Below are 26375 nucleotides of genomic sequence, written 5' to 3'. Positions count from 1 at the left end.
CTAAATCTAAATTTTCATTTTTTATTGATTATCCTCTTCCACCTCTTCCGCCGCCAGATCGTCCACCTCCACCAGAACGTCCACCACCAGATGATCTGCTGCCGCCAGAACTTCTAGGTGCTGAAAAACTTCCGTTAGAAGAGCTTCTAGGTGTAGAATAAGAACTTCTTGGTGTGTTATTTCTAGGAGTAGAATAATTATTTCTTGTACTGTTACTTCTAGGAGTAGAATAATTATTTCTTGGGCTTATAGCTGTGTTAGATCTTGTGCCTCTAGGTGTACTTATTGTAGAATTTCTTCCGTTGTAATTACTTCTTGGTGAAATGCTATTTCTTCCAGTGCTGTATCTAGATCCTGAATATCTATTTCCGTTAGAATAGTAGCTAGAACCACCTCTTCTTCCAGAGTTATAAGCAATATTTCTGTTTCTACCATAGTAACCATAATGATTCCAGTGATTTCCATAAAAATATGGGTTGTTATAATATCCTCCCCATCCCCAGTTTGATCCATAATAGAATCCCCAACTAGGTCCATACCAGTTATTCCATCCCCAACTTGAACCGTAATATGGGTAACCCCATCCCCAGTTTGATCCATACCATCCTGAACCCCAATATGGAGAATACCAATTGTTCCAACCATTATTATAATAATTTACAGTAACTTCGCTGGTATTACTACCCCAACTACCATATCTATCATTATTATAGTTATTTTTGTAAACTGTTATAACAGTGTCATTTGTTTCTGATGAATAATCTTCAACATCTGTAAAATATGTATAATCATCTTGCATATTTTTAAATTGTTGAGCATATTTATTTGATTGTTCTATATTCTGTTCTGAATATTTATTAGGGACTTCTTGTTCGTAACGGTTGTTAGTACCATAAACCCCATCATTATCATAGTAAGATGAGTTTTGATATGAACCACACGAAATGGCAAGTGTACTTAGAATTCCTATAGTGGAAAACAAGTGAAATTTTCTTAAAAAGGATAGATTAGCTTTCATAACTCTTTTTTTTATTGTTGGACATTACAAAAATAGTTAGTTTTGTGGAACTATTTAGTTAAAATAAATATAAACAATTTTTATGCCAAAACCTTATAAATGAGCAAAAACTTAACAAAAAGAGAAGAAGATTACTCAAAGTGGTATAATGAATTAGTAGTTAAAGCCGATTTAGCTGAGAATTCAGGAGTAAGAGGATGTATGGTAATCAAACCATATGGTTATGCAATTTGGGAAAAAATGCAAGCAGAATTAGATAGAATGTTTAAAGAAACAGGACATAGTAATGCTTATTTTCCTCTTTTTGTACCCAAGAGCATGTTTGAAGCAGAAGAAAAAAATGCGGAAGGATTTGCAAAAGAGTGTGCTATTGTAACGCACTATAGATTAACAAACGATCCAGATAATAAAGGAAAATTAATAGTTGATCCAAAAGCGAAACTAGAAGAAGAATTGATTGTTCGTCCAACAAGTGAAGCAATTATATGGAGTACATATAAAGGATGGGTACAATCATATAGAGATTTGCCATTATTAATTAATCAATGGGCAAATGTTGTTCGTTGGGAAATGCGTACACGATTATTCTTAAGAACTGCCGAATTTTTGTGGCAAGAAGGACATACTGCACATGCAACCAAAGTAGAAGCTATTGAAGAATCGGAAAGAATGATGAATGTATATGCGGATTTTGTTCAGAACTTCATGGCTATTCCAGTTGTTAAAGGGCTTAAAACAGAATCTGAGCGATTTGCAGGAGCAGAAGAGACATATTGTATTGAAGCATTAATGCAAGATGGAAAAGCGCTACAAGCAGGAACATCTCACTTTTTAGGTCAAAATTTTGCAAAAGCATTTGATGTTAAATTTGCAAATCAAGAAGGAAAGCAAGAGTATGTTTGGGGAACTTCTTGGGGTGTCTCGACCAGATTAATGGGAGCTTTAGTAATGACACATTCAGATGATAATGGTTTGGTTTTACCACCTAACTTAGCGCCTATTCAAGTTGTAATTGTGCCAATACATAAAACAGATGAACAGTTAAAAGCTATTTCTGATCAAGTTGATGAATTAGTTGTTTCTTTGAGAAAATTAGGTATTTCTGTTAAATATGATGATAGAACAACTCATAAACCAGGATTTAAATTTGCAGAATGGGAATTAAAAGGAGTTCCATTGAGAATTGCGATTGGTCCAAAGGATTTAGAAAACGGAACTTATGAGGTTGCAAGAAGGGATATTCTTACAAAAGAAGTAGTTTCTAAGGATGGAATTGAGAATTTTATAAAAAATAAATTAAATCAAATTCAAGAGGAATTATTTAACAAAGCAATTGATTATCGAACAGAGCATACGACAGAAGTAAATGATTTTGAAGAATTTAAGACTGTTTTGGAGTCAAAAGGAGGCTTTATTTCGGCTCATTGGGATGGTACTTCAGAAACAGAAGAGAAGATAAAAGACTTAACAAAAGCAACAATAAGATGTATTCCTTTAGATAGGGTAGAAGAGGCTGGAAGCTGCGTGTTTACTGGGAATCCGTCTGTTGGAAGAGTACTTTTTGCTAAGGCATATTAAGAAAAATGAAAAAAAAATAAAAAAAGTTTGCTTCACTATTGCAAGAATAAAAAATTGTTGTATTTTTGCATCCGCATTAGAGAAACAAATGGTCCGTTCGTCTAGGGGTTAGGACGCCAGGTTTTCATCCTGGTAACACGGGTTCGATTCCCGTACGGACTACAAAATCTCAATGGCCCGTTCGTCTATCGGTTAGGACGCCAGGTTTTCATCCTGGTAAGAGGGGTTCGATTCCCCTACGGGCTACAAATTAAGTTTTATAAAATAAAAGTTCAGTGTCTCAAATTTTTATTTTATTAGTTAAAACCAAAGTGATTGTTTACACAATTGTGGGAGGTTTTTCTTTTTTAACTAGTAGTTTATAATAATTATTACACTTAAAAAGAAACAAAATGGCAAATCATAAGTCAGCTTTAAAAAGAATTAGAAGTAACGAAAAAAGAAGAGTTTTAAATAGATATCAGCATAAAACTACTCGTAATGCTATAAAAGCACTACGTTTAGCTACTGATAAAAATGATGCTGTTGCTAAATTACCATTAGTTATTTCAATGATTGATAAATTAGCAAAAAAGAATATTATTCATTCTAATAAAGCTTCAAACTTAAAATCAAAATTAACAAGATTCGTAGCTTCTTTATAATAGCTAATCTTGATAAAATATTACAAAGCTCTCTTTATGAGAGCTTTTTTTATGAATAAAAATGAGGATATAACAATTTAGTTAATTATTATATAGTGTTTTATCCAAAAATAAAGTTTACTTTTGCACCTTGAAAAAAATATAGCATGACACCAATTAGAAACATTGCAATTATTGCACACGTTGACCACGGAAAGACAACTTTGGTTGACAAAATTATGTATCACTGTCAACTGTTTCGTGAAAACGAAAACACAGGAGACTTGATATTGGATAACAATGATTTAGAGCGTGAAAGAGGAATTACTATCACATCTAAAAATGTGTCAGTTACCTACAAAGGTACTAAGATTAACATTATTGATACTCCAGGTCACGCGGATTTTGGTGGTGAAGTAGAGAGAGTATTAAACATGGCTGATGGTGTATGTCTTTTAGTAGATGCATTTGAAGGTCCTATGCCCCAAACTCGTTTTGTACTTCAAAAGGCTATTGATTTAGGATTAAAACCTTGTGTAGTAATTAATAAAGTTGATAAAGAAAATTGTACTCCAGAGGAGGTTCATGAAAAAGTTTTTGACTTAATGTTTGAATTAGGAGCTACAGAAGAACAATTAGATTTCCCAACAGTTTATGGTTCTGCTAAAAACAATTGGATGTCTGATGATTGGAAAAATCAAACTACTAATATTGAACCACTTTTAGATATGGTTATTGAGAATGTTCCTGCACCAAAAGTGTCAGAAGGAACTCCTCAAATGTTAATTACATCTTTAGACTTTTCTAGTTTTACAGGACGTATCGCTATTGGACGTTTAGAAAGAGGTATCTTAAGAGAAGGAATGCCTATTTCATTAGTAAAAAGAGATGGGAAAGTTATTAAATCTAGAATTAAAGAATTACATACTTTTGAAGGACTTGGACGTAGAAAAGTAGAAGAAGTAGTTGCTGGAGATATTTGTGCAATTGTAGGTGTTGAAGGATTTGAAATTGGTGATACTATCGCTGATTTTGAAAACCCAGAGGCATTACAAACAATTGCTATTGATGAGCCAACAATGAGTATGTTGTTTACAATTAATGATTCTCCTTTCTTTGGTAAAGAAGGGAAATTTGTAACATCTCGTCATATTAAAGATAGATTAACTAAAGAATTAGAGAAAAACCTTGCTTTAAAAGTAGGTGAAACAGATTCTGCTGATAAATTTATGGTTTTTGGACGTGGAGTACTTCACTTATCAGTTCTTATTGAAACAATGAGAAGAGAAGGATATGAATTACAAATTGGACAACCACAAGTTATTATCAAAGAAATTGATGGTGTAAAATGTGAACCAATTGAAGAATTAACAATTGATTTACCAGAAAATTTATCTGGAAGAGCGGTAGAATTTGTTTCTATTCGTAAAGGAGAAATGTTAAGTATGGAAGGTAAAGGAGAGCGTATGGTTGTGAAATTTAATATTCCATCTCGTGGAATTATCGGATTACGTAATCAATTGCTTACTGCTACTGCTGGTGAGGCTATTATGGCACACCGTTTTATAGGATACGAACCATTTAAAGGAGAAATTCCTGGACGTAATAATGGATCTTTAATCTCTATGGAAAACGGAAAAGCAATTCCTTATTCTATTGATAAATTACAAGATAGAGGTAAATTCTTTGTTGATCCTAATGAAGATATTTATGAAGGTCAAGTTATTGGAGAAAACACTCGTAGCGATGATATGACTGTAAATGTTACTAAAACGAAAAAACTTTCTAACGTACGTTCTTCTGGAGCTGATGATAAAGCAAGAATTATTCCTGCAATCAAATTCTCATTAGAAGAAGCATTAGAATATATTCAAAAAGATGAATATGTTGAAGTAACACCTAAATCATTACGTTTACGTAAGATTTATTTAAATGAGAATGATAGAAAACGTTTTAAATTATAATAGTTTAAATGTTTTTATAAAAATAGTATTTTTAAACCACCCGTTTTTACGAGGTGGTTTTTTATTTAAAATTAAAAATTATGGAAATTAAATTAAAATTTGGTATTGATAAGCTTCTTTTTGGTATGAAACAAAAAGATGTAGAAGCAATATATGGTAGACCAAGTAAACAATATATTGATGAAGAAGAGAATGTTGTATATGTTTATGATGAACATAAAATGAGGTTAACCTTTTATGATGAAGAAGAATTGAGATTGGGATATATTACTTCAATACATCAGAATCTAGAATTATTTGGTCAAAAAATAATTGGTCAAAAATGGAAAGATGTTAAAGTATTATTTTCAAATAATAAAATGACTCAATATGAAACTGAAATAGTTGATGGAACTGAAAATTACTTCTTTGAAGATAATTGGATTTTCGTAAATGTTGATTATAATGAAGTTTTTAAAATAGAGATAGGAGCTGTTTTTAATAACAGCGATGAGTTTGATTGGAAATTTTAAATATAAAATTTTAAATAATTAGCACTTATTTTTATAAAAAGAAGAGATATTTTTATAAAAATAAGTGCTAATTACTTTTAATGCAAAAAGTGAAATTACATTATTTTAATTAAATCTAAATAAATATATTTGTAGAAAATAAATTACAATGCTATTCTATAATAAATTATTTATAATTTTTAGTGTAATCTTCTGCTTACCGTTATTTTCTCAAAACAACTCTAGTGGCTTTTTAAAAGGTGAAGTAATTCTTAATACAAGTGAAATTGTTATTGGAGCTCATATTATATTAACAGGAAATTCAATAATAAAAGAAACAGTAACAGATATTGATGGTCATTATGAAATAAATAAAATACCTTATGGTGTTTATGAATTAAAAATTCAATCTCTTGATGCAAAGCCAAAAAGTATACAAATAACTATTGATAAAGGAATAGAAGAAGTTAATATTACTTTAGAGGCTACAGAAATTCAACAATTAAATGAAGTAGAACTACAATCAAAATCATATAAAAGGAAGATTGAAGAAAAAGGATTCGCAGTTAACATAATTGAAACTGAAAAAGCAGCTTTACAATCTATTCAAGTAAATGAGCTTTTAGACCAAAGTGCTGGTATTAGAGTTAGACAATCAGGAGGTTTGGGATCACGTACAAACTACATCTTGAATGGAATGTCTGGAAATTCAGTTAAAATTTTTATAGATGGAGTTCCTATTCGAAATTTTGGACCTTCATTTTCATTAAATAGTATTCCACCATCTATGATTAAACGTATTGAAGTTTATAAAGGTGTGGTGCCAGCTCATTTATCAGATGATGCTATGGGTGGAGCTATTAACATTGTTTTGAACACGAGTTTAAAAAATAATTTAACAGTTTCTACTTCTGCTGGTTCATTCGGAACATATAGAATTGATGCAAATGGAGCTCATAGAAATAATAAAAATGGCTTAACTGTTAAAGGAGCTGCTTTTTTGAATTATGCAGATAACGATTATAAAGTTTGGGGTGATCAGGTTGCAGTTCAACTTTCTCCAGGAACACCTGATGTATATATTGAAGCAAAGAGATTTCATGATAGATATCGCTCACAAGGAGCTAAAGCCGAATTTGGATATACAGATGTAAAATGGGCTGATAAACTTATGTTTGGAACATTGCTTTCTCATATGGATAAGCAAGTACAAACAGGAGCTACTATGGAAGTAGTTTATGGAAATAGACACTATACTCAAAACACTAATATGCTTAGTTTAGATTATGCAAAAAAGAATGTTTTTGAAAACTTTGATGTAAGTACTTTTATTTCTTATTCAAAACTTAACAGAAAAACAATTGACACTATAGCTACTCAATATAGCTGGTTAGGACATCCAACGTATTATTTTGGAAACCCTGATTCTTGGGCGTCAGGGGCTGAAGCAGGTAGGCCTACACTTCAAAAAGATATTGATAAAGCAATTAATACTCGAACTAATTTTACATATAATTTTAGTAATCAGAATAAAATACAATTAAATCATTTATTAAATAGATTTACTAGAAATTCAGATGATCCAAGACTTTCTATAGCTGAAAATAGTTTGAAAGAACAGAGGGAATATATGAAAAATGTATTGTCATTTTCTGTTGAAAATAATTTTTTTGAGGATAAGTTAAAAACAAATGTGTTTACTAAATATTATTTGATGGATCGCACATCAAAAATTAGAACTCGTACAGGAAATCAATCAAATTCTACACTTCTTTTAAAAGAAAATAATACGAAAACTGATGATTTTGGTTTTGGAGGAGCTATTTCGTATTTAATAAGTAATAACCTTATGGTTTTTGGTTCCGCAGAAAAAGCTGTTCGTTTGCCTGAGGCAGAAGAAGTATTTGGAAATGTTGCAGAAAATATAAATGCAGCAGCTGAATTACAATCGGAAAAAAGTAATAATTATAATTTAGGTTTTTCAATAACTAATGTACAGTTTAAAAATCACACATTTGGTTTTACAATAAATAGCTTCATTAGAGATACTCAAGATTTAATAATGCAACTTCCAGTTGGAAATTTTGAAGAGTTTTTTTTAAATCGAAATGTAGGAAAAATTTATACCAAAGGTTTTGATGTTGAAATGAACTATGATTTTAATAAGATGATATATTTTAATGCAAGTACTTCAATTTTTGATGCTCGCGATTATAATGTAACATTTAATAATAATGGAGTACCCATAACTCCTTCTTATGAACGATTATCCAATACGCCTTATTTTACAATGAATTATAACTTACGTTTTGATAAAATGAACTTAATTCAAGACAAGTCAAGATTCTCTTTTTTTACTAACTTATTATATGTTCATGAATTTTTTAGGCATGGTAATACTTTAGGAGGCGCAGGAAAAACAATAATTCCAACACAGTATGTTTTTGATATGGGAGTTGCTTATACTTTTCCAAATAAAAAGTTAACATTTAGTTTAGATGCAAAAAATATTTTAAATAAACAGCTTTTCGATAATTATGCTCTACAAAAACCAGGTAGAGGTTTTTACGGAAAATTAACATATTCAATTTTATAAATAATTTAAAATAATTAGTATGAATTTCAATTTTAAAAAATTATTCCAATTAAGTTTGCTATCAACTTTAGCAATATCAATAACTTCATGTAGTGATGACGATTCTTCTTCAGCTCCAACAACTAATAATTCGGCTTATAAAACCTATCATTTAGTTTTAGGACAAGGATCTACAGGTAATTCAGCAACATATACTCAAGGCGTAACGGTTGAAGACATGATGAATCCAAATAAAACTTTTTCGTTTAATGGTTATGGGTTTGAAGTACCATCTACTAGAACAGCTAGAGTTTATGCTTCTAATGATGGTAATACATTATATAATTTAAATTATGGAGGAGGAGCAGTAGCAAAATATAATTATAATGGTGGACAAGATTATTCTTTAAGTTTAAATACGGATGTTCAGGCGGTTATGGGTACTGCTAATCCACGTTGGACAAAAATTAATGATCAGTATGCAATGCTACAGGCTGTGGCTACTGAAAACTTATATGATGCTTCTGGTTTAGTTTATGAAAGAACTAAAGCGACAGTAACATTAGCTCTAGTTGACTTAAATACAATGTCAGTTACACAAAATGCATCATTTGAATATCCTTGGGAACCAGTAGAGGCTAGTGAAGGAATCCATGTATTTCGTATTGACGCACCAGTTGTAGCAAATGGTAAGTTATATTATGGAGTAATGAAAAGAAATTATGACCCTTTAACAAGTTCTAATGAAACAATGGTATATAATAATGTAGAAACGTTGGTTGTTGATTACCCTTCATTACAAAATCCTACAACTATTTCTACAACTGATGCAGCAGGTTCTTCAAACGGATATAGAACACCAGTAGCACATAAAGATGAAAATGAAGATACTTATCAATTAGTTACATCTGGTGGTGCTTCAATTGTGAAAATTAGTAATGGAAATTATGATGCATCTTACGGGAAATTTGATATTGCAGCTTTATTAAATCACGGAGCAGAAGCTAATACTGGTTGGTTTTATGTAGGTAATGGTATTGGATATGTTCCCGTATTAAATACAGATGCAGGAGATAGCTCAAGTTCAAATTGGCATTTGGTTCGTGTTGATCTTTACAACAAAACGGCTGTTAAAATAAATATTTCATTTAATATGTGGTTACGTCAATATCAATGGGCAAGTGTGATTGATGGAAAATTATTTATGGCATTAACTCCACTAGGTGGTAATGGAAATATTTACATTTTTGATCCTACATCAACTTCTGAAAATGGCTATACAATAGGAGCAAGTTTAGAAACAGGTGTTGACGCTTTCTACTTAGGGATTTTTTAACTTTAATACTAAATAATTTTAGTAGACTCATATATATATGAGTCTACTTTTAATATAAAATCAAACAATTATGAAAAAAATATTTTTTACAGTTTTAGTAACAGCAATATTACTTACTTCATGTAACTCTGAAAATGGTAAAAGAAGAGGAATCAATTATGATGAACTTAAAAAAGAACTTGCGCTATCTGAAGAACAAACGACACAATTTGATGAAGTTATAGAAAAATATATAAAAATAGCAGAAGAAAATAGGTCAGCTATTAAAGCTTCGGGTGAAAAAATGGATCGTGTTGAGGCATTTAAGAAAATGGAAGAGCGTAATGCACAACAAGAGCAAGAAGTTTCCACTTTTTTAAATGAAGATCAAATGCAAAAATATACGGAGTTCATGGATAAAAACAGCCGTAAAAGACCAAGATATAACGATAAGGTTTTAGCTGAAATTAAAACTAAGTTAGCTTTAACAGACGAGCAATCTAAAGTTTTAGAAGCAGCTAACAATGCATTTGAAAAATCATATCATGATGCACACGATATTTATCATGGAAATTCTGAATTAGCTAAAGAATATTGGGTAAAATTTGATAAAGAAAGAAAAAATGCTTTGAAGCAATATTTATCTGAGGAGCAATATACTGAATTTTTGAAAATTGTTAAAAATCAGGATTTTAAAGATAAAGAATAAATTTGTTTAATAACAAAAGACGCAATACACCAAGATTGCGTCTTTTTCCTTTTTATATGAAAATTAAAAAAGCGTTACTTAGAAAAAAGCGTAAAAAAGAATCATGGTTCAAATATGGTATGGCAATTCTCCATTTGTGGCTAGGTTTGCTTTCATCTATAGTTGTTCTTATTGTATGTTTAACAGGTAGTATTTATGCTTTTAAAAATCAAATAAACGATTTTTATAACCGAGAAAAAGTTTTTGTTACAACACCTAAAAACGATAGTATAAATATTGCTGCTATTGAGCATTTTTTTAAAAAGGAAGGCAATACTATTAAAACAATCGTTATTCCAGAATCTTCTAATAGAAGTTTGAGTATTAGTTATTCAGAAGAAAATTCGAGTTTTATAAAAACACAGTATTTTAATCCGTATACTTTTGATCTTTTAGGTTACAATAATAATAGATTAGATGATTTCTTTAAGCTTATTTTAGATATTCATAAAACTTTATTAATACCAAATATAGGCAAACAAATAGTAGGAATATCAACTATTATTTTTTGTTTATTATTATTGTCAGGTATTATTCTCTGGTTGCCTAAAACATTTCGTGACTTAAAGAATGGACTTACAATTAAATGGAAAGCAAAGTTTTATAGAATTAATTACGATTTACATAAAACATTCGGGTTTTATAGTTTTATAGTTTTATTATTTATAGCTCTAACAGGTTTATATATTACTTATCCTTGGATGAAAAATGTTTTTATTGTAAGTCTTGGCGGAAATCCTGTTCTTTCAAAAGGAGATGCTTTAGAAGAAAATGATGAACTTTCAGTTGACTTCAATGATATGTTAGCGAAAATGATGATTAAAGAAGATGATAAAAAAAGCTTAGAAAATGTTAAACCAATTTCATTTGATTCGATCTATAAATTAGCCAATAAAAAATTATCATATAAAGCAACAACTAGTATAGTAGCTCCAAATAAAGAAGATTCAGAATTTAGAATAACAAAGATAAATACTCAAAATTGGTTAGGAGCAATGTTGCCTGATGAACTTTCATTTGATAAAAAAGGAAATTTGAAACACATGCAAAAGTTTTCAGATAAACCATTACATAAGCAATTTATAGAGATTTCAAAACCATTACATACAGGCGAAATTTTGGGATGGAAAAGCGTCTTGTTCTATTTTTTGTTTACACTTATAGGCTGTTCATTACCTATAACGGGTTTTATAATTTGGTGGAAAAAACTGAAATAAGAAGATTACGTAAAATATTTTGTATAAAAAAAGAATCTCAAATATTGAGATTCTTTTTTTATTTTTAAAAATAGAGTTTTATTTTGATTGAGTTTCTAATAATTCAATTTCAAAAATTAGATTTGCATTTGGAGGAATAACTCCACCAGCTCCTTTTTCTCCATATCCTAAAGAAGAAGGAATAAAAACGATTGCTTTATCTCCAAGACTCATGTTGTGAATGCCTTCTAGGAAACCAGGAATTAATCCACCTTTGCTTCCATATTTAAAAGGAAAAGGTAAATATCCTTTTTGACTTGCTCTATTTTGGTCAAATTTGCCATATTTCTTGCTTACTTCTTCATAACTACTATCAAACAGTTTCCCGTCTTCAAAATAACCAGAATAATGAACATAAACCTGAGCACCATCAGTTGGCTTAGTGTTATTTCCTTTTTCAGTAATAATATACTCTAATCCAGAAGCAAGTTTTATAGCTTTTTCTTTATTTGCTGTAAAATAAGCTGCTTTTTCTTTATTCATAACAACTAGTTTTTCTTCTAGTTCTTTTCTTTTTTGAGCTTCAATCTCAGCTTGTTTTTTTCTATTTGCTTCTTGGATTGCAGTTATTTTTTCTTTATTTTCATTGTTTAAAGCAGTTATTCTTTTATCTTCAGCTTCTTTGTTGTCCATATAATTTTTGAAAATCTTTTCAGCTTTGAATTTTTTTGCAGCTTTTCCATTTTTAATAATAGTAATATTTTCAATAATATCATTTTGAACAATCGCATTAACTACATCTTGTCCTTCAATAACATGTCCAAAAACAGTGTGTTTTCCATCTAACCAAGGTGTCTCTTTATGAGTAATAAAAAATTGACTTCCATTTGTTCCTGCTCCAGCGTTTGCCATTGATAATATGCCTGCTTTATCATGAATTAAATCAGAAATTTCATCAATAAATTTATATCCTGGTCCACCAGAACCAGTTCCATCAGGATCACCACCTTGAATCATAAAATCTGAAATTACTCGGTGAAATTTTAATCCATTATAGAAAGGTTTTCCTTTTAATTTTTCATCAACAGAAGTGTTTTTTCCTTCGACTAAAGCGACAAAATTAGCAACTGTGATAGGTGTTTTTTCAAATTCTAATTGTAAAACTATTTTCCCTTTTGAAGTATTAATTTCAGCAAATAAACCGTCTGTTTTTTGAGCTAATACTGTAAAAAAAGGTGTTAATAATAAAGTTAATAGTACTACGATTCTTTTTGTATTCATTTTTTAGTGTATTAATTTGGTAAATTCTCAAGCATTTCAATTTCAAAAATAATATCTGCATTTGGAGGAATTACATTTCCAGCACCTTGTGAGCCATATCCTAAATTTGAAGGAATATAAACTATAGCTTTGTCTCCGTAAGACATTAATTCTAATGCTTCAATAAAACCAGCAATTAAGCCTTGCTTGTCTCCATATTTAAAAGGGAAAGGTTTATAAGCTCCTTGTTGTGCTCTATTAGGATCTAGTTTGCCAAAAGTTTTAGACACATCTTCATAATTAGAATCAAATAATTCACCATTTTGAAGGAATCCAGCATAATTGATATATACTTGTGTTTCCTTTTTTGGTTTTTTTCCTTCTCCTTTTGAAATTATTTTATAAATTAAACCTGTTTTTGTTTTTGTTCCGTCTAATTTTAATTGTTCAATTTCCACAGCTTTGTCAGCTTTTGCTTTTTCAACCTTTAAAGCTTCTTTCTTTTGTATTTCAGCTTCTTTTTTCTGCTCTTCAGCTTCTATTGAATAATAGTCTTTAAAGATTTTTACAGCATCAAATTTTTTAGCATCAGTTCCTTTTTTTACAATTGTAATTTTTTCAATAATGTCATCTTGTGCTATAGAATCTACAACTTCTTTTCCTTCTATTACTTCTCCAAAAACAGTATGCATGTTATCTAACCATGGTGTTTCTTTATGTGTAATGAAAAATTGGCTACCATTTGTTCCAGGTCCAGCATTTGCCATAGAAAGTATTCCACCTTTACTATGTTTTAAATCAGGATGAAATTCATCTTTAAATTTATAACCTGGTCCACCAGAACCATCACCTAGTGGATCACCACCTTGAATCATGAAATCTGGAATTACTCGGTGAAATTTTAATCCATCATAGAAAGGTTTTCCTTTAAATTGATCCTCTACAAATGGGTTTTTCCCTTCTGCTAAAGAAACAAAATTGGCAACTGTAATAGGTGTTTTTTCAAATTCTAATTTTAAAATAATTGATCCTTTGTTTGTTGTAATGTCGGCATACATTCCTTCTTCTAGTTTTGAATATGGATCTGTGCACGATGTAAAAATGGCAAATAAGCCAAATACTAGACTTGTTAAGTGTTTCATGTTTGTAAAATTATTTTTGTGTAGTATCTTGTTTTAAATCATTAAGACTTACGGTGCAAATTAATGGTTCGTTTGGATTTATTCTATTATCATCTCCATGATAACCAAATGCCATATGAGATGGAAATATAAATGTAACTGTTTCTCCTTTTTTCATTAATTTGATTCCATCTCTAAGTCCCATCATAATATTTTGCTTGTCAACAATATATTTTTGAGGTTTTAAATCTTCTTTTGAATAAATTGCAGTGTTATTAATACTATTTATCTCATAGTCAAAGTAAGCAATGTCGCCTTTTTTTGGATGAAGGGTGTTTTCTTCTATTTTTACTATATACTTATACCAATATCCTTTTTTTGAAGCAATATATTGTTTTAATGTGTCTTTCTTTATTATAGCGTCTATTAGTTTTTCTTCTTTTGCAATTAGTATTTTATTGCGTTCAATAGATTCTTTAATAAAATTACCATTTGTCTGAGAAATGGGTTTTCTGGCTTGCTGTTGAGAACAACTTATAAAAAAGATACTAATTATAAGTAATGGGAAGATTTTCATTTTCATTTTTTTTCTTTTGCTAAAATAGCAATAAATTGTTTTACTGTTTCTTCTAAGTTAGAAAAAGATTTTCCACCTGCTGCATTTATATGTCCGCCTCCATTAAAATGATTTCGTGCAAATTCATTTACATCAAAACCACCTTGTGAACGGAAAGAGATTTTTATAATTCCTTCTTCTTTATTTTCAATAAATATAGCCGTTACTATAATTCCCTCTATACTTAATCCATAATTAACAATACCTTCTGTGTCTCCTTTTTTGTAATTAAAAGAGTCAAGTTCTTCTTGGCTAAGGGTAATATAAGATGCTTTAAGTTCGGGTAAAACTTTTAGATTTTGCAATGCTTTTCCAAGAAGTTGTAGTCGAGTATAACTAGAGTTATCAAAAAGAGCGCTATGTATTTCACTATTATTAGCTCCTTTGTCTATTAAATCGGCAACGCATTTGTGTGTATCTGATGTTGTTTTTGGAAATCGAAAACTTCCAGAATCTGTTACGATACCTGTGTATAAGCATGTTGCAATTTCTTTATTAATTAAATGATTATAGCCTAATATGTTTATGAAGTCGTAAACCATTTGGCATGTTGAACCATAATTAACATCTGAAAAAGTATATTTAGCATAATCATCAGGTAATTGATGATGGTCGATCATCATCATTGGGTTTGTTAGAGTTTCCAATGTTTTTTGCATAGCATCACCTGTTCTGTGTAAAGCATTAAAATCTAATGTAAATATTAAATCACTTTTTTGTAGTATAGGTAGTGCTTTATCATATTCTCTTTCAAAAATAACAACTTTATTAGTGTCAGGTAACCATGCTAAAAAATCAGGAAATTCATTAGGAGAAATGAATACTACTTCATGATTTAGTTGTTTTAAAAAATGTAGAAGACCTAATGAAGACCCCATTGCATCGCCATCGGGATTTCTATGTGCGGTTATCGTTATTTTTTTTGGAGAACTAAGGAAAGATTTTATTTCTGATATTTCTTTTTCTTGTAGCATTCTATTGTATTAAATGTATTTTTTATTTCTGTAAAACGTGGTATCAATATTTATTGATACCACGTTTATGAAATTAATTATTCTATATTTTTATTTATCTTTTCAATGAAAAATGACTTTTTACTATTTTTCCGTTTGTTAATTTTAAAACAAACCAATAATCTCCTGAAGGTAATGGTTTTTCATTAAAAGTTCCATCCCAACCATTTCCTTCTGGTGAAATTTCTTTTAATAGTTTTCCATACCTATCAAATATGTATATTTTACTATTTTCTAAACCTCTTTTTTCTAGATTCTTAATTTTCCATGTATCATTATAGCCATCACCATTTGGTGTGAAAAATTTTGGAAAATCTATTATGTAAAATATTTGTGTAGCAATACCACACCCTCTAATGTCTTTTACGAAAACGGTATATTCGTTTGCAATTAAATTTTCAAATACATTTGAAGCTTGATAGTTGATTCCATTTAATGAAAAAACATATTCACCAGAACCAGGAGCGATAATTGTAGCTATATTATTATCTGAAATATCCTCAATATTAATACTTTGAATTGTAGCTATTCCAGAGCTAATAATTGTAAATGTTTTTGTTTTAAAACATCCTGTTGCATTTTCTAGTATCACTTTATATGTTCCAGATTCTGTAATGGTAATCGTTTGTGATGTTTGATTAGGGGTTGTATCCCAAGAATAAGAAGAAAAACCACTTCCAGCATCTAAAGTCATAGTTGTTCCTTCACATAAATAGAAAGTCTCATCTGTAATAACTTCATTAAAAGTATTGATGTTTAATACTACAGGAATATTTCCATAACAATTTATATTTGATGTTCTAGCATATATTGTTTGTTGGAATGGAGTTGTATTTCTGTAATTTAGAGGTAATGGAGTAGTTGAAGTAGTACTTTCGTAAAAGGCAACTTGATAATTTGTAGGTAAACTTGGAAATAATTCAGGAATTATAGCATTAAGATCAAAAGTTCTAATGCCATCTTGTTCACCTTCATAGTCACATTCTGTAAATTCATCTTCACCAATAACTAATTCAGGAGCAAACTCTAAATTTATTTTAGACGTATTTGTACATGTTGCATTATATACTAAATCTACAGAGTATTCTCCAATTTGAGTATCATTATAAGGAGGATTTAAGGTTAGGGTTGGATTAGTTTCATTAGGAATAGGGTTTCCAGCAAAATACCATTGGTAAGATTGTACATTTGCAGTTGTAGCGTCAAGAGTTAAAATTTCATCTGGGCATACAGGGTTTCCAGTTGCAATTGACCTATCATCTCCTAAGTTTACTCCTAAGTTAAAACTTCCACCTTTAAGAAAAATAGCAGAATCAAAACGACCATCATCTTCATCAGCAATTACAAGTTTTATATGATATGTTGTTCCTGGGATAACATCTGCTTGAGCTGTTAATATAATTGTTTGTCCGTTATAAACTGTTGGATGTTCAACCCCATTAAAAGCATCAAAATATTGTTCATTTTGAGCAGGACAACCTCCTGATGCATTTATAGCAGGATGTACAGTAGTAACTTTTACAGGTATTGATGTTCCAGGAATCAAAGCTAGGTTTTGATAAGGTTGATTTGCTTCTTTTAATAAAAATGCAAAAGCATCTGAATATACACAAGGAAAGTTTGTATTGGCTTCATATTCTTCGGAAGAGAAGATATAATCAAAACTAATTTTATTGCCTAATGGAACAAAATCAAATTCTAAAATTGTTGCATTGTTTGAGGCTACATTAAGTGTTTGATCTAAATCTGCATCACCTGTCCATCCACTCAAATTGCTATCTGCCCTAGGTGTTGTTGGTCCTGGAGCTTCAGAAACTTTACCAGTACTAAGGATAATTCCATCTTGAAAAGGGAATGTTGTACCTGTTCCATTAAAATATCCGTATGATTTTTCACCACTTGCAAAATTTCCTCCAATAACACTAACATTGCTGATTGAGGCACAAGTACTATTGATTAGAACATCTCTAATCAGTTCCTCTGCGGTATATGTTTCATCAACGGTTATATATTGTGCTATGTTTTTTTGAAAAAAGAAAAATGTAAAAAGTATAAAGAAATATCTCATTTGTAAATTGTATAACATTTACAAATATACTATAAATCTCTTTTTTTCAATATCCAATATGATAAATAAATAAATATTATGGTCCAAATTATTACAATTAAAACACCTCCAAAATGAACCCCGTAATCTCTTGCTATTTCTTCACCAGTAATTGTGGTTTCGATATTTTTGATTGCAGATAGCCTTGTAAAAGGTGCCTTTATAAGATTACTCATTGATTCTAAGGGGAAGAATTGATTTATTTTTTCATATATATCAGTATTTGGGAAAATCTTCCATCGTAGTATTCCAGATACAATTGACTCAATTATAGTCCAAATTAATAGAAAACCTATAGCAAATGCACTTCTCTTAACTAATATGCCTAAAAATAAGCAAAAAGAGAAAAAGCCAACTAATTTTATGAAGAATGCTAATAAGTAATCTAAATCGGAAAATACAATTGAAATTTCAGTGTAGGAAGAAAATGAGTAGCCTAAAAGCAATGACATTATGAAAATGAATAAGGTAGATGCTAATGCAAAAGCTATTACCATTAAAAATTTTGATAGTACAAACTCTTTTTTACTAATTCCATCAATTAAATTTTGTTTTAATGTACCATAGCTATATTCATTTGCCATCATTGAAACAATAACAATAGCTAAAAATAATTTAAAAATGGAGGCAATATAGGTATTAAAATGCCAAATAAAAGGAAAGTTAAAAATACCTTGTTCTGCAATATGTAATCTAAAAGTTCCAAAATCGAACTTTATTGATGCGATAAGTGCAATGAAAGATAAAAGAATAAAATAGGTTAAAATTAAAAACTTACTAGCTCTATTTTTATATAATTTTTGGAATTCTATTGAAATTAATCGTGTCATCTTTCTATTTGTTATTTGTTAATTCTAGGAATTGTTCTTCAAGGCTGTTTTTTCTTTTTACTAAGTGTTGTAAAATAATTCCATTTTCAAATAAATATTGGTTTAGTTCTTTTGCTTCAAGATTTTCTTTTAGATATACAATTAATTTTTCTTCCTCTTCTTTAATAGTATCAACAGCATTATGTTTAAATAAAGTTTGTTTTAATACTATATTGTTTTCTGATTTTAGTTCGAAGAATCCTTCACTTGATAACATGCTGTCTACAGAACCTTGATAAAGCATTTCACCATGTCTTAGCACTACAACATGGCTACATACTTTTTCAACCTCGTCTAATAAATGTGAAGCTAATAAGATTGTGGTTCCTTGTGAAGCAATAAGTTTTATTAAATCTCTTATTTGTCTAATTCCTTGTGGATCTAAACCGTTTGTGGGCTCGTCAAGTATTAATATTTCAGGATCATTTAATAGTGCTGAAGCAATAGCTAAACGTTGTTTCATCCCTAAAGAAAACGTTCTGAATTTGCTGTCTTTTCGTTCTATTAATCCTACTAATTCTAGTTTTTCTTGTGCTTTTGTGTATGAAATACCTTTTATCTTACAAACTAATTTTAAGTTTTCTTCAGCTGTCATGTAAGGATAAAAATTTGGTCTTTCAATGATAGCACCTACTTTTTTTAAAGCATCATGTGTTTCTAGATCACCATTAAACCATTGATATTCTCCAGAAGTTTTGTTAACAACGTTTAGTACGATGCCTAGTGTTGTTGATTTTCCAGATCCATTAGGACCTAAAATACCGTATACATTTCCTTTATAAATTTCAAAAGACACGTTTTTTACTGCGTGAACTCTCTTATTGAAAATTTTATTGAGATTTTTTATTGTAAGTATTGTTTCCAAAATTGCTTGTATTTATATGTACAAGACGATAGAATGGAAGTATTGTTACAAATAATTTCTTATAAAATTTAGAATTAATTTATTTTTCTGTAGAAAATATGATGAAATGAATACTGTTAAAATCCTTCAAAAACACCTAGTCCGAATAATGCGAAGTCATATTTTACAGGATCATTAGGGTCTAATTTTCGTAAATTTGTATCAAGTTCAAGGAGTGCTTTTGCATCATTTTGCTTACGAGTAAGTAAGTTTAATTTTCGACCAACATTACCCGAATGTACATCTAAAGGACACGAAAGAGTAGAAGGTGAAATTGTTTGCCAAATCCCAAAATCGACTCCTTTTTTATCATCTCTAACCATCCAGCGGAGAAACATGTTGATTCTTTTTGCTGCGGAATTATTTAAAGGATCTGAGACGTGCTTTGTTGTTCGTTGTTCGTGTGAAACTTCGAAAAATATCTTTTTAAATTCTGAAATACTTTTTTGGGTTGAATTATTTTCTATATGTTTTGAGAAGATAGCTTCTAATCCTTTATGGTTTTTGTAAATATTTTCTAATGCTTTTATGAATGTTTTGGCATCTAAACTATTAAATGTTCTATGAACAAAATTGTCTAGTTTTTCCAAATCATTTTCAGAGTGAGACATAATGAAGTCGTAAGGTGAATTTCCTAATGCATTCATCAATTTTGTAGCACTATTAATAATCATCTTTCTATTTCCCCAAGCTATTGTAGCAGCTAAAAAACCTGAAATTTCAATATCTTCCTTTAATGAATATTGATGAGGAATTTGAATTGGGTCAGATTCAATAAATTCAGGGTTGTTGTACAATTCAACTTTTTCGTCAAGAAATTCTTTGAGTTCAGATTGCGTCATAATAAAAATTAGGGATAATAGTTTTGATTTAAAAATTAGTCATTAGTTACTATTTTTCCATCAACCATAACTAGTTTTCTATCTGCCATATTCGCTAAATCTTGATTATGCGTTACAATAACAAAAGTTTGACCAAACTCATCTCTAAGTTTAAAAAATAGTTGGTGTAGGTTTTCTGCTGTATTTGTGTCTAAATTTCCAGAAGGTTCATCAGCAAAAATAACTGCTGGTTTGTTAATCAATGCTCTTGCAACAGCTACACGTTGTTGTTCTCCTCCTGAAAGTTCACTAGGTTTATGATCTATTCTATGCGATAATCCTAAATATTCTAATAGTTTTTTAGCTTCTTCTTCAACTTCTTTTTTATTTCTATTTGCTATTAAACCAGGAATATATACGTTTTCTAAAGCTGTGAATTCAGGTAATAATTGATGGAATTGAAATATGAATCCTAAATGTAGATTTCTAAATTTAGATAAGTTTTTATCATTCATTTTAGTAACATCTTCTTCATTAATTAATAAAGATGTACCTTCAAGAATAGATAGTTTGTCTAGTGTGCCTAAAATTTGTAAAAGTGTCGTTTTTCCTGCACCTGATGCGCCTACAATTGAAACTATTTCTCCTTTTTTGATATGTAAATCAACCCCTTTTAAAACATGTAGGTTGTCGTAGTATTTGTGTAAATTAGTTGCCTTAATCATGAGTTATCATTTGTACAAAGAAACCAATTTTTTTCTACTTATTAAATTTAATCGATATTGATTTTTATTTTATAAATGATAAATCGAGTTGAGTGATATTATTGTTTATTATATTTAATGTTATTTATTGAGCGAAAAGAATTAATGCTTTAAAAAGGATAAGAAATCAATTATGATATATGAACATTGTCTTTTTTTATGATAATTGGAAAAGATTGGTTATTTTGGCACTTATTTTGCTTTAGTAAAGATAATTAACGATTAAAATTTGTAAAATGGCTGAAGAAGTTCAAGTAATTACTAAACAGAAAGATTCTAGTAAGAAATCAAAATTGATACTAGGAATTCTTTTTGACTTAATAGGTATGATTTCTTATATTGTTCCATTATTTTCGGAAGTTATAGATGTTGTTTGGGCGCCTATTTCAGGCTTACTTTTAGTAACTATGTATAAAGGAACAACAGGAAAAGTGGCTGGTGTTATTGGTTTTATAGAAGAATTACTTCCAGGAGTAGATTTTATTCCAACATTTACTATAACTTGGATTTATCAATATGTAATTAAAAGAGAAGAGTAATAATTCTGAATTATTGTTTCTTTATTTTATCTTCAATAAAGTCTACAATGAATCCCATTTTCATTCTATTCAACATTTTTTTTTCAAATTCCCAAAAGAAAGGAAATTGTCCAAATATACTTCCTATAATAATTAATAAAACTTGATAAATAGGAAATATGAGTATAATTCGTAAAGGCCAATAAAGCCATAATGACATGCTTTCTTTTGTAATACCTAAAAAAGAAATAAATGGTTTAGATAAGTAAGCAGAAGAGGAACCTGTAATTGCAAAAACGATAAAAATGATTATTAGTTGTATGTTACTGGTTATATTCCAGCGTTCTTTTAACTTGTTCATATATAATAATTATAATCTGGCAGAGAATACTCCTAATTTTTGATTGTATTTTTGTTGAAAATAAACGAAATAATTAAAAAGCATATAGTTTACTTCGTAGCCATAATCTGTTGTGCTATTATAATCGATTTGCATTTCATAGAGATTACTGTCAAAATTAATAGGAGAATTGGCTCTTCTATTCCATTCAATAACCCAAGTTCTATTGCGTGCTTCTAAGTAATTTTGAGAATAAAAATTTCTAGGTCTTGCATTTGTGTTAAACCAATTAGAAAACCCAATATCTATTATTGTTATTTCATATTCAATTTCATCATTTGCAATTCTAATTGTATCATTTTCTAGTTTGGGATTTTCTTTATCAGAAAAACTTTTACTAGAATTACATGAGAGTGTAATTCCAATAATTATAAATAGTATGTAAACATATATTTTCATTTATTCTGTTTTTCCGATATAAAGATAAAAAAAAGCATCAACATAGTTGATGCTTTTAACATATCAAAAAAAGGGTATGATTTATTTTTTCCCGAAAAGACCTCCAAGAAAACCACCTAAACCTCCTTTTTTCTTTCCGCTAATTGCTGACATTGCGTCGCTAACATCTAATTTTCCATCACCATTTTGATCTAATACAGAAGTAAGTATAGAGTTGTTTCCTCCAGAACTTCCGCCTAGTAATCCTCCTAAAAGACCTCCTAATCCAGCAGAATCAGAAACGCCATTGTTTTTAGTTTGTTTTCCTAAATATCCCATAATGATAGGAGCAAGCATAGGTAGTATTTTTGAAATAATACTAGAATCTACTCCTGTATTTTGACTCAAGTTGTTTACAACATTATCTTGTTTACTTCCTAGTACATGACCAAGGATTTTTGATCCATCAGAAAAATCACCACCATTAAAAAAACCTCCTAAATTGTCAAGAATACTTCCATCATGTTTACCGCTTGTTAATGCTCCTAATAAATTAGACGCACCATCACCCGATGTAACATTGTCTTTCATTGCGCCTAATATTGCTGGTAATCCAGAAGAAACTACATTAGTTGCTTGTGAAGCATTTATACCTGTTTTTTCAGTGATGTTTCCTATGAGTTCTTTCCCCATATCACTGTTTAATAAATCTAAAATTCCAGACATGTTTATATAAATTAAGATTAAAGTTTAAAGTTACTATTTTTTTTTAACTATTTTTCATTAAACTGATAATCTGTTCTGCAAGTTCTGTGCCAATTCTATCCTGTGCTTCTAAAGTTGCTGCTCCAATGTGCGGTGTAAGTGAAACTTTAGGATGCATTAATACTCGCATTGCAGGTGTTGGTTCTTCTTCAAATACATCTAGTCCTGCGAAGAGTATTCTGTCTTCGTCTAGTGCTTCAATTAAGGCAACTTCATCAATAACTCCACCACGTGCAGCATTTACAATTCCTACATTGTCTTTCATTATTTTTAACTCATCTCTACCTATAATGTAGCCATTTTGAGAAGGAACATGTAATGTAATAAAATCAGAGTGTTTTAAAAGATCATCAATTGGTTCTGTTTTAATATCTACATTAATAAATTGTCCGTTGTAAAAATCAACTCTAATAACAGCTTCTCCAACATATTTATCTGAAGCAATAACTTTCATTCCTAATCCTAATGCAATTTTAGCTACTGCTTGACCAATTCTTCCAAATCCAATGATTCCAAGTGTTTTTCCTTTAAGTTCAATTCCGTTTGCATATGCTTTTTTAAGACCGTTAAAGTTAGTATCTCCTTCTAGCGGCATGTTTCTGTTTGAATCATATAGAAATCGAACACCTGTAAATAAATGAGCAAATACAAGTTCGGCAACACTTTCACTTGATGCTGCTGGAGTATTGATTACATGTATACCTTGTTGGCGTGCATAGTCTACATCTATATTATCCATTCCTACGCCACCACGACCTATTATTTTAAGACCAGGACAAGAATCAATTACATCTTTTTTAACCTTTGTAGCGCTTCGAACTAATATTACTTTTATATTATGAGTGTTTATAAAACTGGCAACTTGTTCTTGAGCTACTTTTGTAGTTATAACTTCAAACCCTGCTTTTTCTAATGTTTTTATACCTGTTTTAGAAATTCCGTCATTAGCTAATATCTTCATATTTGTGTTTTTGAGAGGAGTTAAAGATATACTTCCTCATAGTTATACTTTTAAATTTTGTTTTCTAGTTCTTTCATTACATTAACTAATACCTGAACACTTTCTATAGGTAAAGCATTATACATTGAAGCTCTATAGCCTCCTACAGATCGATGGCCGTTAATGCCAGAAATTCCTGCTTCTTTCCACATTGTATCAAATAATTCTTGATGTTCAGGGTTTTTTAATACAAATGTAGCATTCATTATACTTCTGTCTTCTTTTGATGCAACTCCAGTAAATAAAGGATTACGATCTATTTCACTGTACAAAATGTTTGCTTTTGTTTCATTAATTTTTTCAATTGCCGAGATTCCACCTATTTTTTTCAACCATTGTAAAGTTAATAAAGAAGTATAAACTGCAAACACAGGAGGAGTATTATACATACTCTCTTTAGTAATATGTTGTTGATAGTTTAATATGTTAGGAATATTCCTGTTTGTTTTTCCTAAAATTTCTTCTTTTACAATAATTAAAGTTGTTCCTGCTGGACCTATATTTTTTTGCGCACCAGCATAAATTAAATCAAAATTTGAGAAATCTAAAGATCTAGAAAAAATATCAGAGCTCATGTCGCAAACTATTGGAACATTAGTCTTTGGAAAATTTTTTATTTGTGTTCCAAAAATAGTATTGTTTGAGGTGCAATGAAAATAATTTGCATCTGATGGAATTTGATATTCTTTAGGAATATGATTATAGTTTTCTTCTTTAGATGAACCTACAATTACTGTTTCTCCAAAAGATTTAGCTTCTTTAATAGCACCATTTGCCCATGTTCCTGTGTCTAAATAGGCCGCTTTTCCTTCTACTTTCATTAAGTTGTATGGAACTCTTAAAAATTCTAAACTTGCACCACCTTGTAAAAATAATACTTGATAGCCTTTTCCTTCAAGATTTAAAAGTTCAAGGACTAGAGACCTAGCTTCTTCCATTACAGCAACAAAATCTTTACTTCTATGGGATATTTCTAATATTGAAAGTCCTGAATTGTTAAAGTTTAGTATAGCTTGTGATGCTTTTTCAAAAACTTCTTGAGGTAAAATGCATGGTCCTGCGCTGTAATTGTGTTTTTTCATTTGTGATAAAATAATGATTGTTTATTCTACAAATTTCGTGAATACACTTTATACAAACTATTAAAATTATTTAATAATTGTTTAATGTTATTAATAATTATTAACAATAACGTTTTCGAAATGTATTATAAATCAATTAAAAACTGAATTGTGTCAATATTATCTGCATAATCCCAAAGATTTGGTTTTTGCGTTTGACCAAAATTAACACTATTTGGAATTAGATTATTAGAAACAATACATTGAATTTGTTCAGCATCATTACTTAATTTTTTCTCAATTTCATCAATCGAGTTATAGTATTCGTAAAAAACAGAAGAAATAGGAGAGGAGTAGCTTTCATCTTCTTTTAGGGTTAGAAAACCATTATCAAGAAGTTTAAAATTACTCATTAGGTAAACAGCTTTGTTATAATCATAATTGTTAGCATATCTTTCATATTTAACAATGTCTTGAAATTCAAATATTGCATTAAAAAAAGCATCAAAATTATATCCTTTTGGAATGAAAATTTTAGAAACATTTCTGCAACCTAATCCAAAATATCTAAAAATGTCTTCTCCTAGTAAGAGAAGATCTTCTTTTGTTTCTTTACCTGTTAAAATAGCAACTGAATTTCTGTTTTTTCTAATGATGTTTGGCTTGTCTTTAAAATAATATTCAAAGTAACGAGCCGTGTTATTACTTCCTGTTGCAATTACAGCATCAAAGTTTTCAAGTTTACCTTCTATTAAGTTTATTTTTTCGTTAAATCTATAATCAATAGTGATAAGGTATTTAATTAAAAATTGAATTAAATAATGATCATTTGACGAGGTTTTGATTGTTACATTATGACCAGAAAGGAGTACAGACAAAAAATCATGAAACCCTACTAGTGGAATATTTCCAGCAAGAACTAATCCTACTGTTTTAGGAATACTATTTTTAAAATGATATGAAGACAACCATTTGTTTAAGTTTTCTTCTCGTAGTGCAATTGCCCATGATTGAATGGAAAAATATACGTTTTCAGGTGTGAACCAACCATTGTGTGATTGTGATAATTCAATTAAATTAATGAAATCATCATGAAATAAGTCATTGTTTTTTACAGCTTTGTTCTCTTGGTAATTATCTAAGTGAAATTGACTTAGGAATAGACCTAATTCTACAAAACTTTTTTTTATTTCATTTTGTAACATTTGTTTTTTGTTTTTAAATGGTTTACGTTGTATTTTTGCACAAAAATAAGTAATAAGTTATAAAG

At 29.7% G+C, this 26375-nt stretch carries 25 protein-coding genes and 2 tRNA genes; 11 read left to right on the top strand and 16 right to left on the bottom strand.

Annotation, left to right across the window (positions count from 1 at the left end):
• Window positions 1–28: 28 nt before the first annotated feature.
• Window positions 29–1018 (bottom strand): hypothetical protein, encoded by a 990-nt coding sequence (locus tag LXD69_RS17605; protein ID WP_246916383.1) that lies wholly within the window; start codon window positions 1016–1018, stop codon window positions 29–31.
• A 99-nt stretch (window positions 1019–1117) separates the two neighbouring features.
• Here LXD69_RS17605 and proS point away from each other — a divergent pair, with 99 nt between their 5' ends.
• The 10 genes from proS to LXD69_RS17555 all read left to right on the top strand — a co-directional run bounded on the left by proS (window position 1118) and on the right by LXD69_RS17555 (window position 11529).
• The gene (gene proS, locus LXD69_RS17600; RefSeq protein WP_246916381.1) at window positions 1118–2596 is read left to right on the top strand and encodes a proline--tRNA ligase; all 1479 of its coding nucleotides are present in this window, start codon (window positions 1118–1120) and stop codon (window positions 2594–2596) included.
• A gap of 90 nt (window positions 2597–2686) precedes the next feature.
• Window positions 2687–2758: transfer RNA gene (locus LXD69_RS17595), tRNA-Glu, on the top strand.
• Between the two features lie 12 nt (window positions 2759–2770).
• Window positions 2771–2842: transfer RNA gene (locus tag LXD69_RS17590), tRNA-Glu, on the top strand.
• A gap of 146 nt (window positions 2843–2988) precedes the next feature.
• Window positions 2989–3240, top strand: coding sequence for a 30S ribosomal protein S20 (gene rpsT / locus LXD69_RS17585; protein ID WP_246916379.1), 252 nt, complete (start codon window positions 2989–2991; stop codon window positions 3238–3240).
• Between the two features lie 146 nt (window positions 3241–3386).
• A complete protein-coding gene (typA, locus tag LXD69_RS17580) occupies window positions 3387–5183 on the top strand; it encodes a translational GTPase TypA (protein WP_045972069.1) in 1797 nt (598 codons plus the stop codon).
• A gap of 80 nt (window positions 5184–5263) precedes the next feature.
• Complete coding sequence (locus tag LXD69_RS17575) at window positions 5264–5695, top strand: hypothetical protein (protein ID WP_246916377.1); 432 nt, start codon at window positions 5264–5266, stop codon at window positions 5693–5695.
• Between the two features lie 148 nt (window positions 5696–5843).
• Complete coding sequence (locus LXD69_RS17570; RefSeq protein ID WP_246916375.1) at window positions 5844–8270, top strand: TonB-dependent receptor; 2427 nt, start codon at window positions 5844–5846, stop codon at window positions 8268–8270.
• Window positions 8271–8289: 19 nt separating this feature from the next.
• Window positions 8290–9585, top strand: coding sequence for a hypothetical protein (locus LXD69_RS17565; RefSeq protein WP_246916373.1), 1296 nt, complete (start codon window positions 8290–8292; stop codon window positions 9583–9585).
• Window positions 9586–9655: 70 nt separating this feature from the next.
• Window positions 9656–10273 (top strand): hypothetical protein, encoded by a 618-nt coding sequence (locus LXD69_RS17560; RefSeq protein ID WP_246916372.1) that lies wholly within the window; start codon window positions 9656–9658, stop codon window positions 10271–10273.
• Window positions 10274–10329: 56 nt separating this feature from the next.
• Window positions 10330–11529 (top strand): PepSY-associated TM helix domain-containing protein, encoded by a 1200-nt coding sequence (locus LXD69_RS17555; protein WP_045972081.1) that lies wholly within the window; start codon window positions 10330–10332, stop codon window positions 11527–11529.
• Window positions 11530–11607: 78 nt separating this feature from the next.
• On the opposite strand, the gene LXD69_RS17550 is transcribed toward LXD69_RS17555, so the two are convergent.
• The 9 genes from LXD69_RS17550 to LXD69_RS17510 all read right to left on the bottom strand — a co-directional run bounded on the left by LXD69_RS17550 (window position 11608) and on the right by LXD69_RS17510 (window position 20944).
• A complete protein-coding gene (locus LXD69_RS17550; protein WP_246916370.1) occupies window positions 11608–12789 on the bottom strand; it encodes a peptidylprolyl isomerase in 1182 nt (393 codons plus the stop codon).
• 11 nt (window positions 12790–12800) lie between these two features.
• Window positions 12801–13910, bottom strand: coding sequence for a peptidylprolyl isomerase (locus tag LXD69_RS17545; RefSeq protein WP_246916368.1), 1110 nt, complete (start codon window positions 13908–13910; stop codon window positions 12801–12803).
• 10 nt (window positions 13911–13920) lie between these two features.
• Complete coding sequence (gene gldI / locus LXD69_RS17540) at window positions 13921–14472, bottom strand: gliding motility-associated peptidyl-prolyl isomerase GldI (RefSeq protein WP_045972088.1); 552 nt, start codon at window positions 14470–14472, stop codon at window positions 13921–13923.
• On the bottom strand, window positions 14469–15479 hold the full coding sequence (locus LXD69_RS17535; protein WP_246916366.1) for a DHH family phosphoesterase: 1011 nt from the start codon (window positions 15477–15479) through the stop codon (window positions 14469–14471). The genes gldI and LXD69_RS17535 overlap by 4 nt, the downstream gene beginning before the upstream one ends.
• A gap of 94 nt (window positions 15480–15573) precedes the next feature.
• The gene (locus tag LXD69_RS17530; RefSeq protein WP_246916364.1) at window positions 15574–17586 is read right to left on the bottom strand and encodes a T9SS type B sorting domain-containing protein; all 2013 of its coding nucleotides are present in this window, start codon (window positions 17584–17586) and stop codon (window positions 15574–15576) included.
• A 29-nt stretch (window positions 17587–17615) separates the two neighbouring features.
• Window positions 17616–18455, bottom strand: a complete 840-nt coding sequence (locus tag LXD69_RS17525) for an ABC transporter permease (protein WP_246916362.1) — start codon at window positions 18453–18455, stop codon at window positions 17616–17618.
• Between the two features lie 4 nt (window positions 18456–18459).
• A complete protein-coding gene (locus tag LXD69_RS17520; RefSeq protein ID WP_045972094.1) occupies window positions 18460–19359 on the bottom strand; it encodes an ABC transporter ATP-binding protein in 900 nt (299 codons plus the stop codon).
• A 116-nt stretch (window positions 19360–19475) separates the two neighbouring features.
• Window positions 19476–20240: a TIGR02757 family protein gene (locus tag LXD69_RS17515; protein WP_045972096.1), complete on the bottom strand. Its 765-nt coding sequence runs from the start codon at window positions 20238–20240 to the stop codon at window positions 19476–19478.
• 35 nt (window positions 20241–20275) lie between these two features.
• A complete protein-coding gene (locus tag LXD69_RS17510; RefSeq protein WP_246916360.1) occupies window positions 20276–20944 on the bottom strand; it encodes an ABC transporter ATP-binding protein in 669 nt (222 codons plus the stop codon).
• Between the two features lie 275 nt (window positions 20945–21219).
• Between LXD69_RS17510 and LXD69_RS17505 the strand changes: the two genes are divergently transcribed.
• Window positions 21220–21522: a hypothetical protein gene (locus tag LXD69_RS17505; protein ID WP_246916358.1), complete on the top strand. Its 303-nt coding sequence runs from the start codon at window positions 21220–21222 to the stop codon at window positions 21520–21522.
• Between the two features lie 10 nt (window positions 21523–21532).
• Here the strand turns inward: LXD69_RS17505 and LXD69_RS17500 are convergent, their stop codons facing one another.
• The 6 genes from LXD69_RS17500 to LXD69_RS17475 all read right to left on the bottom strand — a co-directional run bounded on the left by LXD69_RS17500 (window position 21533) and on the right by LXD69_RS17475 (window position 26310).
• A complete protein-coding gene (locus tag LXD69_RS17500) occupies window positions 21533–21862 on the bottom strand; it encodes a DUF6787 family protein (protein ID WP_045972102.1) in 330 nt (109 codons plus the stop codon).
• Window positions 21863–21871: 9 nt separating this feature from the next.
• The gene (locus LXD69_RS17495; protein WP_045972104.1) at window positions 21872–22300 is read right to left on the bottom strand and encodes a DUF6146 family protein; all 429 of its coding nucleotides are present in this window, start codon (window positions 22298–22300) and stop codon (window positions 21872–21874) included.
• Between the two features lie 81 nt (window positions 22301–22381).
• On the bottom strand, window positions 22382–23005 hold the full coding sequence (locus LXD69_RS17490) for a DUF937 domain-containing protein (RefSeq protein WP_246916356.1): 624 nt from the start codon (window positions 23003–23005) through the stop codon (window positions 22382–22384).
• Between the two features lie 43 nt (window positions 23006–23048).
• Window positions 23049–24005, bottom strand: coding sequence for a D-2-hydroxyacid dehydrogenase (locus tag LXD69_RS17485; protein ID WP_045972107.1), 957 nt, complete (start codon window positions 24003–24005; stop codon window positions 23049–23051).
• 50 nt (window positions 24006–24055) lie between these two features.
• Window positions 24056–25126 carry a 3-phosphoserine/phosphohydroxythreonine transaminase gene (gene serC, locus LXD69_RS17480; protein WP_246916354.1) on the bottom strand — a complete coding sequence of 357 codons (1071 nt, stop codon included), beginning with the start codon at window positions 25124–25126 and terminating at the stop codon, window positions 24056–24058.
• Window positions 25127–25251: 125 nt separating this feature from the next.
• Window positions 25252–26310, bottom strand: a complete 1059-nt coding sequence (locus LXD69_RS17475; RefSeq protein ID WP_246916352.1) for an acyl-CoA reductase — start codon at window positions 26308–26310, stop codon at window positions 25252–25254.
• Between the last annotated feature and the right edge of the window lie 65 nt (window positions 26311–26375).

Source organism: Flavobacterium sediminilitoris (assembly GCF_023008245.1).
Taxonomy (GTDB): Bacteria; Bacteroidota; Bacteroidia; order Flavobacteriales; family Flavobacteriaceae; genus Flavobacterium; species Flavobacterium sediminilitoris.
Note: the sequence above shows the minus strand (reverse complement) of the source record. Positions and strands in the feature narration are given on the sequence as shown.

What these genes read in the sequence shown, in the direction of transcription:
- LXD69_RS17475 (WP_246916352.1), bottom strand. Translation starts at nt 26,310, where the DNA reads ATGTTACAAAATGAAATAAAAAAAAGTTTTGTAGAATTAGGTCTATTC.
- LXD69_RS17525 (WP_246916362.1), bottom strand. Translation starts at nt 18,455, where the DNA reads ATGACACGATTAATTTCAATAGAATTCCAAAAATTATATAAAAATAGA.
- gldI (WP_045972088.1), bottom strand. Translation starts at nt 14,472, where the DNA reads ATGAAAATGAAAATCTTCCCATTACTTATAATTAGTATCTTTTTTATA.
- rpsT (WP_246916379.1), top strand. Translation starts at nt 2,989, where the DNA reads ATGGCAAATCATAAGTCAGCTTTAAAAAGAATTAGAAGTAACGAAAAA.
- LXD69_RS17575 (WP_246916377.1), top strand. Translation starts at nt 5,264, where the DNA reads ATGGAAATTAAATTAAAATTTGGTATTGATAAGCTTCTTTTTGGTATG.
- LXD69_RS17530 (WP_246916364.1), bottom strand. Translation starts at nt 17,586, where the DNA reads ATGAGATATTTCTTTATACTTTTTACATTTTTCTTTTTTCAAAAAAAC.
- LXD69_RS17560 (WP_246916372.1), top strand. Translation starts at nt 9,656, where the DNA reads ATGAAAAAAATATTTTTTACAGTTTTAGTAACAGCAATATTACTTACT.
- LXD69_RS17570 (WP_246916375.1), top strand. Translation starts at nt 5,844, where the DNA reads ATGCTATTCTATAATAAATTATTTATAATTTTTAGTGTAATCTTCTGC.
- LXD69_RS17545 (WP_246916368.1), bottom strand. Translation starts at nt 13,910, where the DNA reads ATGAAACACTTAACAAGTCTAGTATTTGGCTTATTTGCCATTTTTACA.
- LXD69_RS17490 (WP_246916356.1), bottom strand. Translation starts at nt 23,005, where the DNA reads ATGTCTGGAATTTTAGATTTATTAAACAGTGATATGGGGAAAGAACTC.
- LXD69_RS17485 (WP_045972107.1), bottom strand. Translation starts at nt 24,005, where the DNA reads ATGAAGATATTAGCTAATGACGGAATTTCTAAAACAGGTATAAAAACA.
- LXD69_RS17555 (WP_045972081.1), top strand. Translation starts at nt 10,330, where the DNA reads ATGAAAATTAAAAAAGCGTTACTTAGAAAAAAGCGTAAAAAAGAATCA.
- LXD69_RS17505 (WP_246916358.1), top strand. Translation starts at nt 21,220, where the DNA reads ATGGCTGAAGAAGTTCAAGTAATTACTAAACAGAAAGATTCTAGTAAG.
- LXD69_RS17500 (WP_045972102.1), bottom strand. Translation starts at nt 21,862, where the DNA reads ATGAACAAGTTAAAAGAACGCTGGAATATAACCAGTAACATACAACTA.
- typA (WP_045972069.1), top strand. Translation starts at nt 3,387, where the DNA reads ATGACACCAATTAGAAACATTGCAATTATTGCACACGTTGACCACGGA.
- LXD69_RS17510 (WP_246916360.1), bottom strand. Translation starts at nt 20,944, where the DNA reads ATGATTAAGGCAACTAATTTACACAAATACTACGACAACCTACATGTT.
- LXD69_RS17495 (WP_045972104.1), bottom strand. Translation starts at nt 22,300, where the DNA reads ATGAAAATATATGTTTACATACTATTTATAATTATTGGAATTACACTC.
- LXD69_RS17550 (WP_246916370.1), bottom strand. Translation starts at nt 12,789, where the DNA reads ATGAATACAAAAAGAATCGTAGTACTATTAACTTTATTATTAACACCT.
- LXD69_RS17515 (WP_045972096.1), bottom strand. Translation starts at nt 20,240, where the DNA reads ATGACGCAATCTGAACTCAAAGAATTTCTTGACGAAAAAGTTGAATTG.
- LXD69_RS17565 (WP_246916373.1), top strand. Translation starts at nt 8,290, where the DNA reads ATGAATTTCAATTTTAAAAAATTATTCCAATTAAGTTTGCTATCAACT.
- serC (WP_246916354.1), bottom strand. Translation starts at nt 25,126, where the DNA reads ATGAAAAAACACAATTACAGCGCAGGACCATGCATTTTACCTCAAGAA.
- LXD69_RS17605 (WP_246916383.1), bottom strand. Translation starts at nt 1,018, where the DNA reads ATGAAAGCTAATCTATCCTTTTTAAGAAAATTTCACTTGTTTTCCACT.
- LXD69_RS17535 (WP_246916366.1), bottom strand. Translation starts at nt 15,479, where the DNA reads ATGCTACAAGAAAAAGAAATATCAGAAATAAAATCTTTCCTTAGTTCT.
- proS (WP_246916381.1), top strand. Translation starts at nt 1,118, where the DNA reads ATGAGCAAAAACTTAACAAAAAGAGAAGAAGATTACTCAAAGTGGTAT.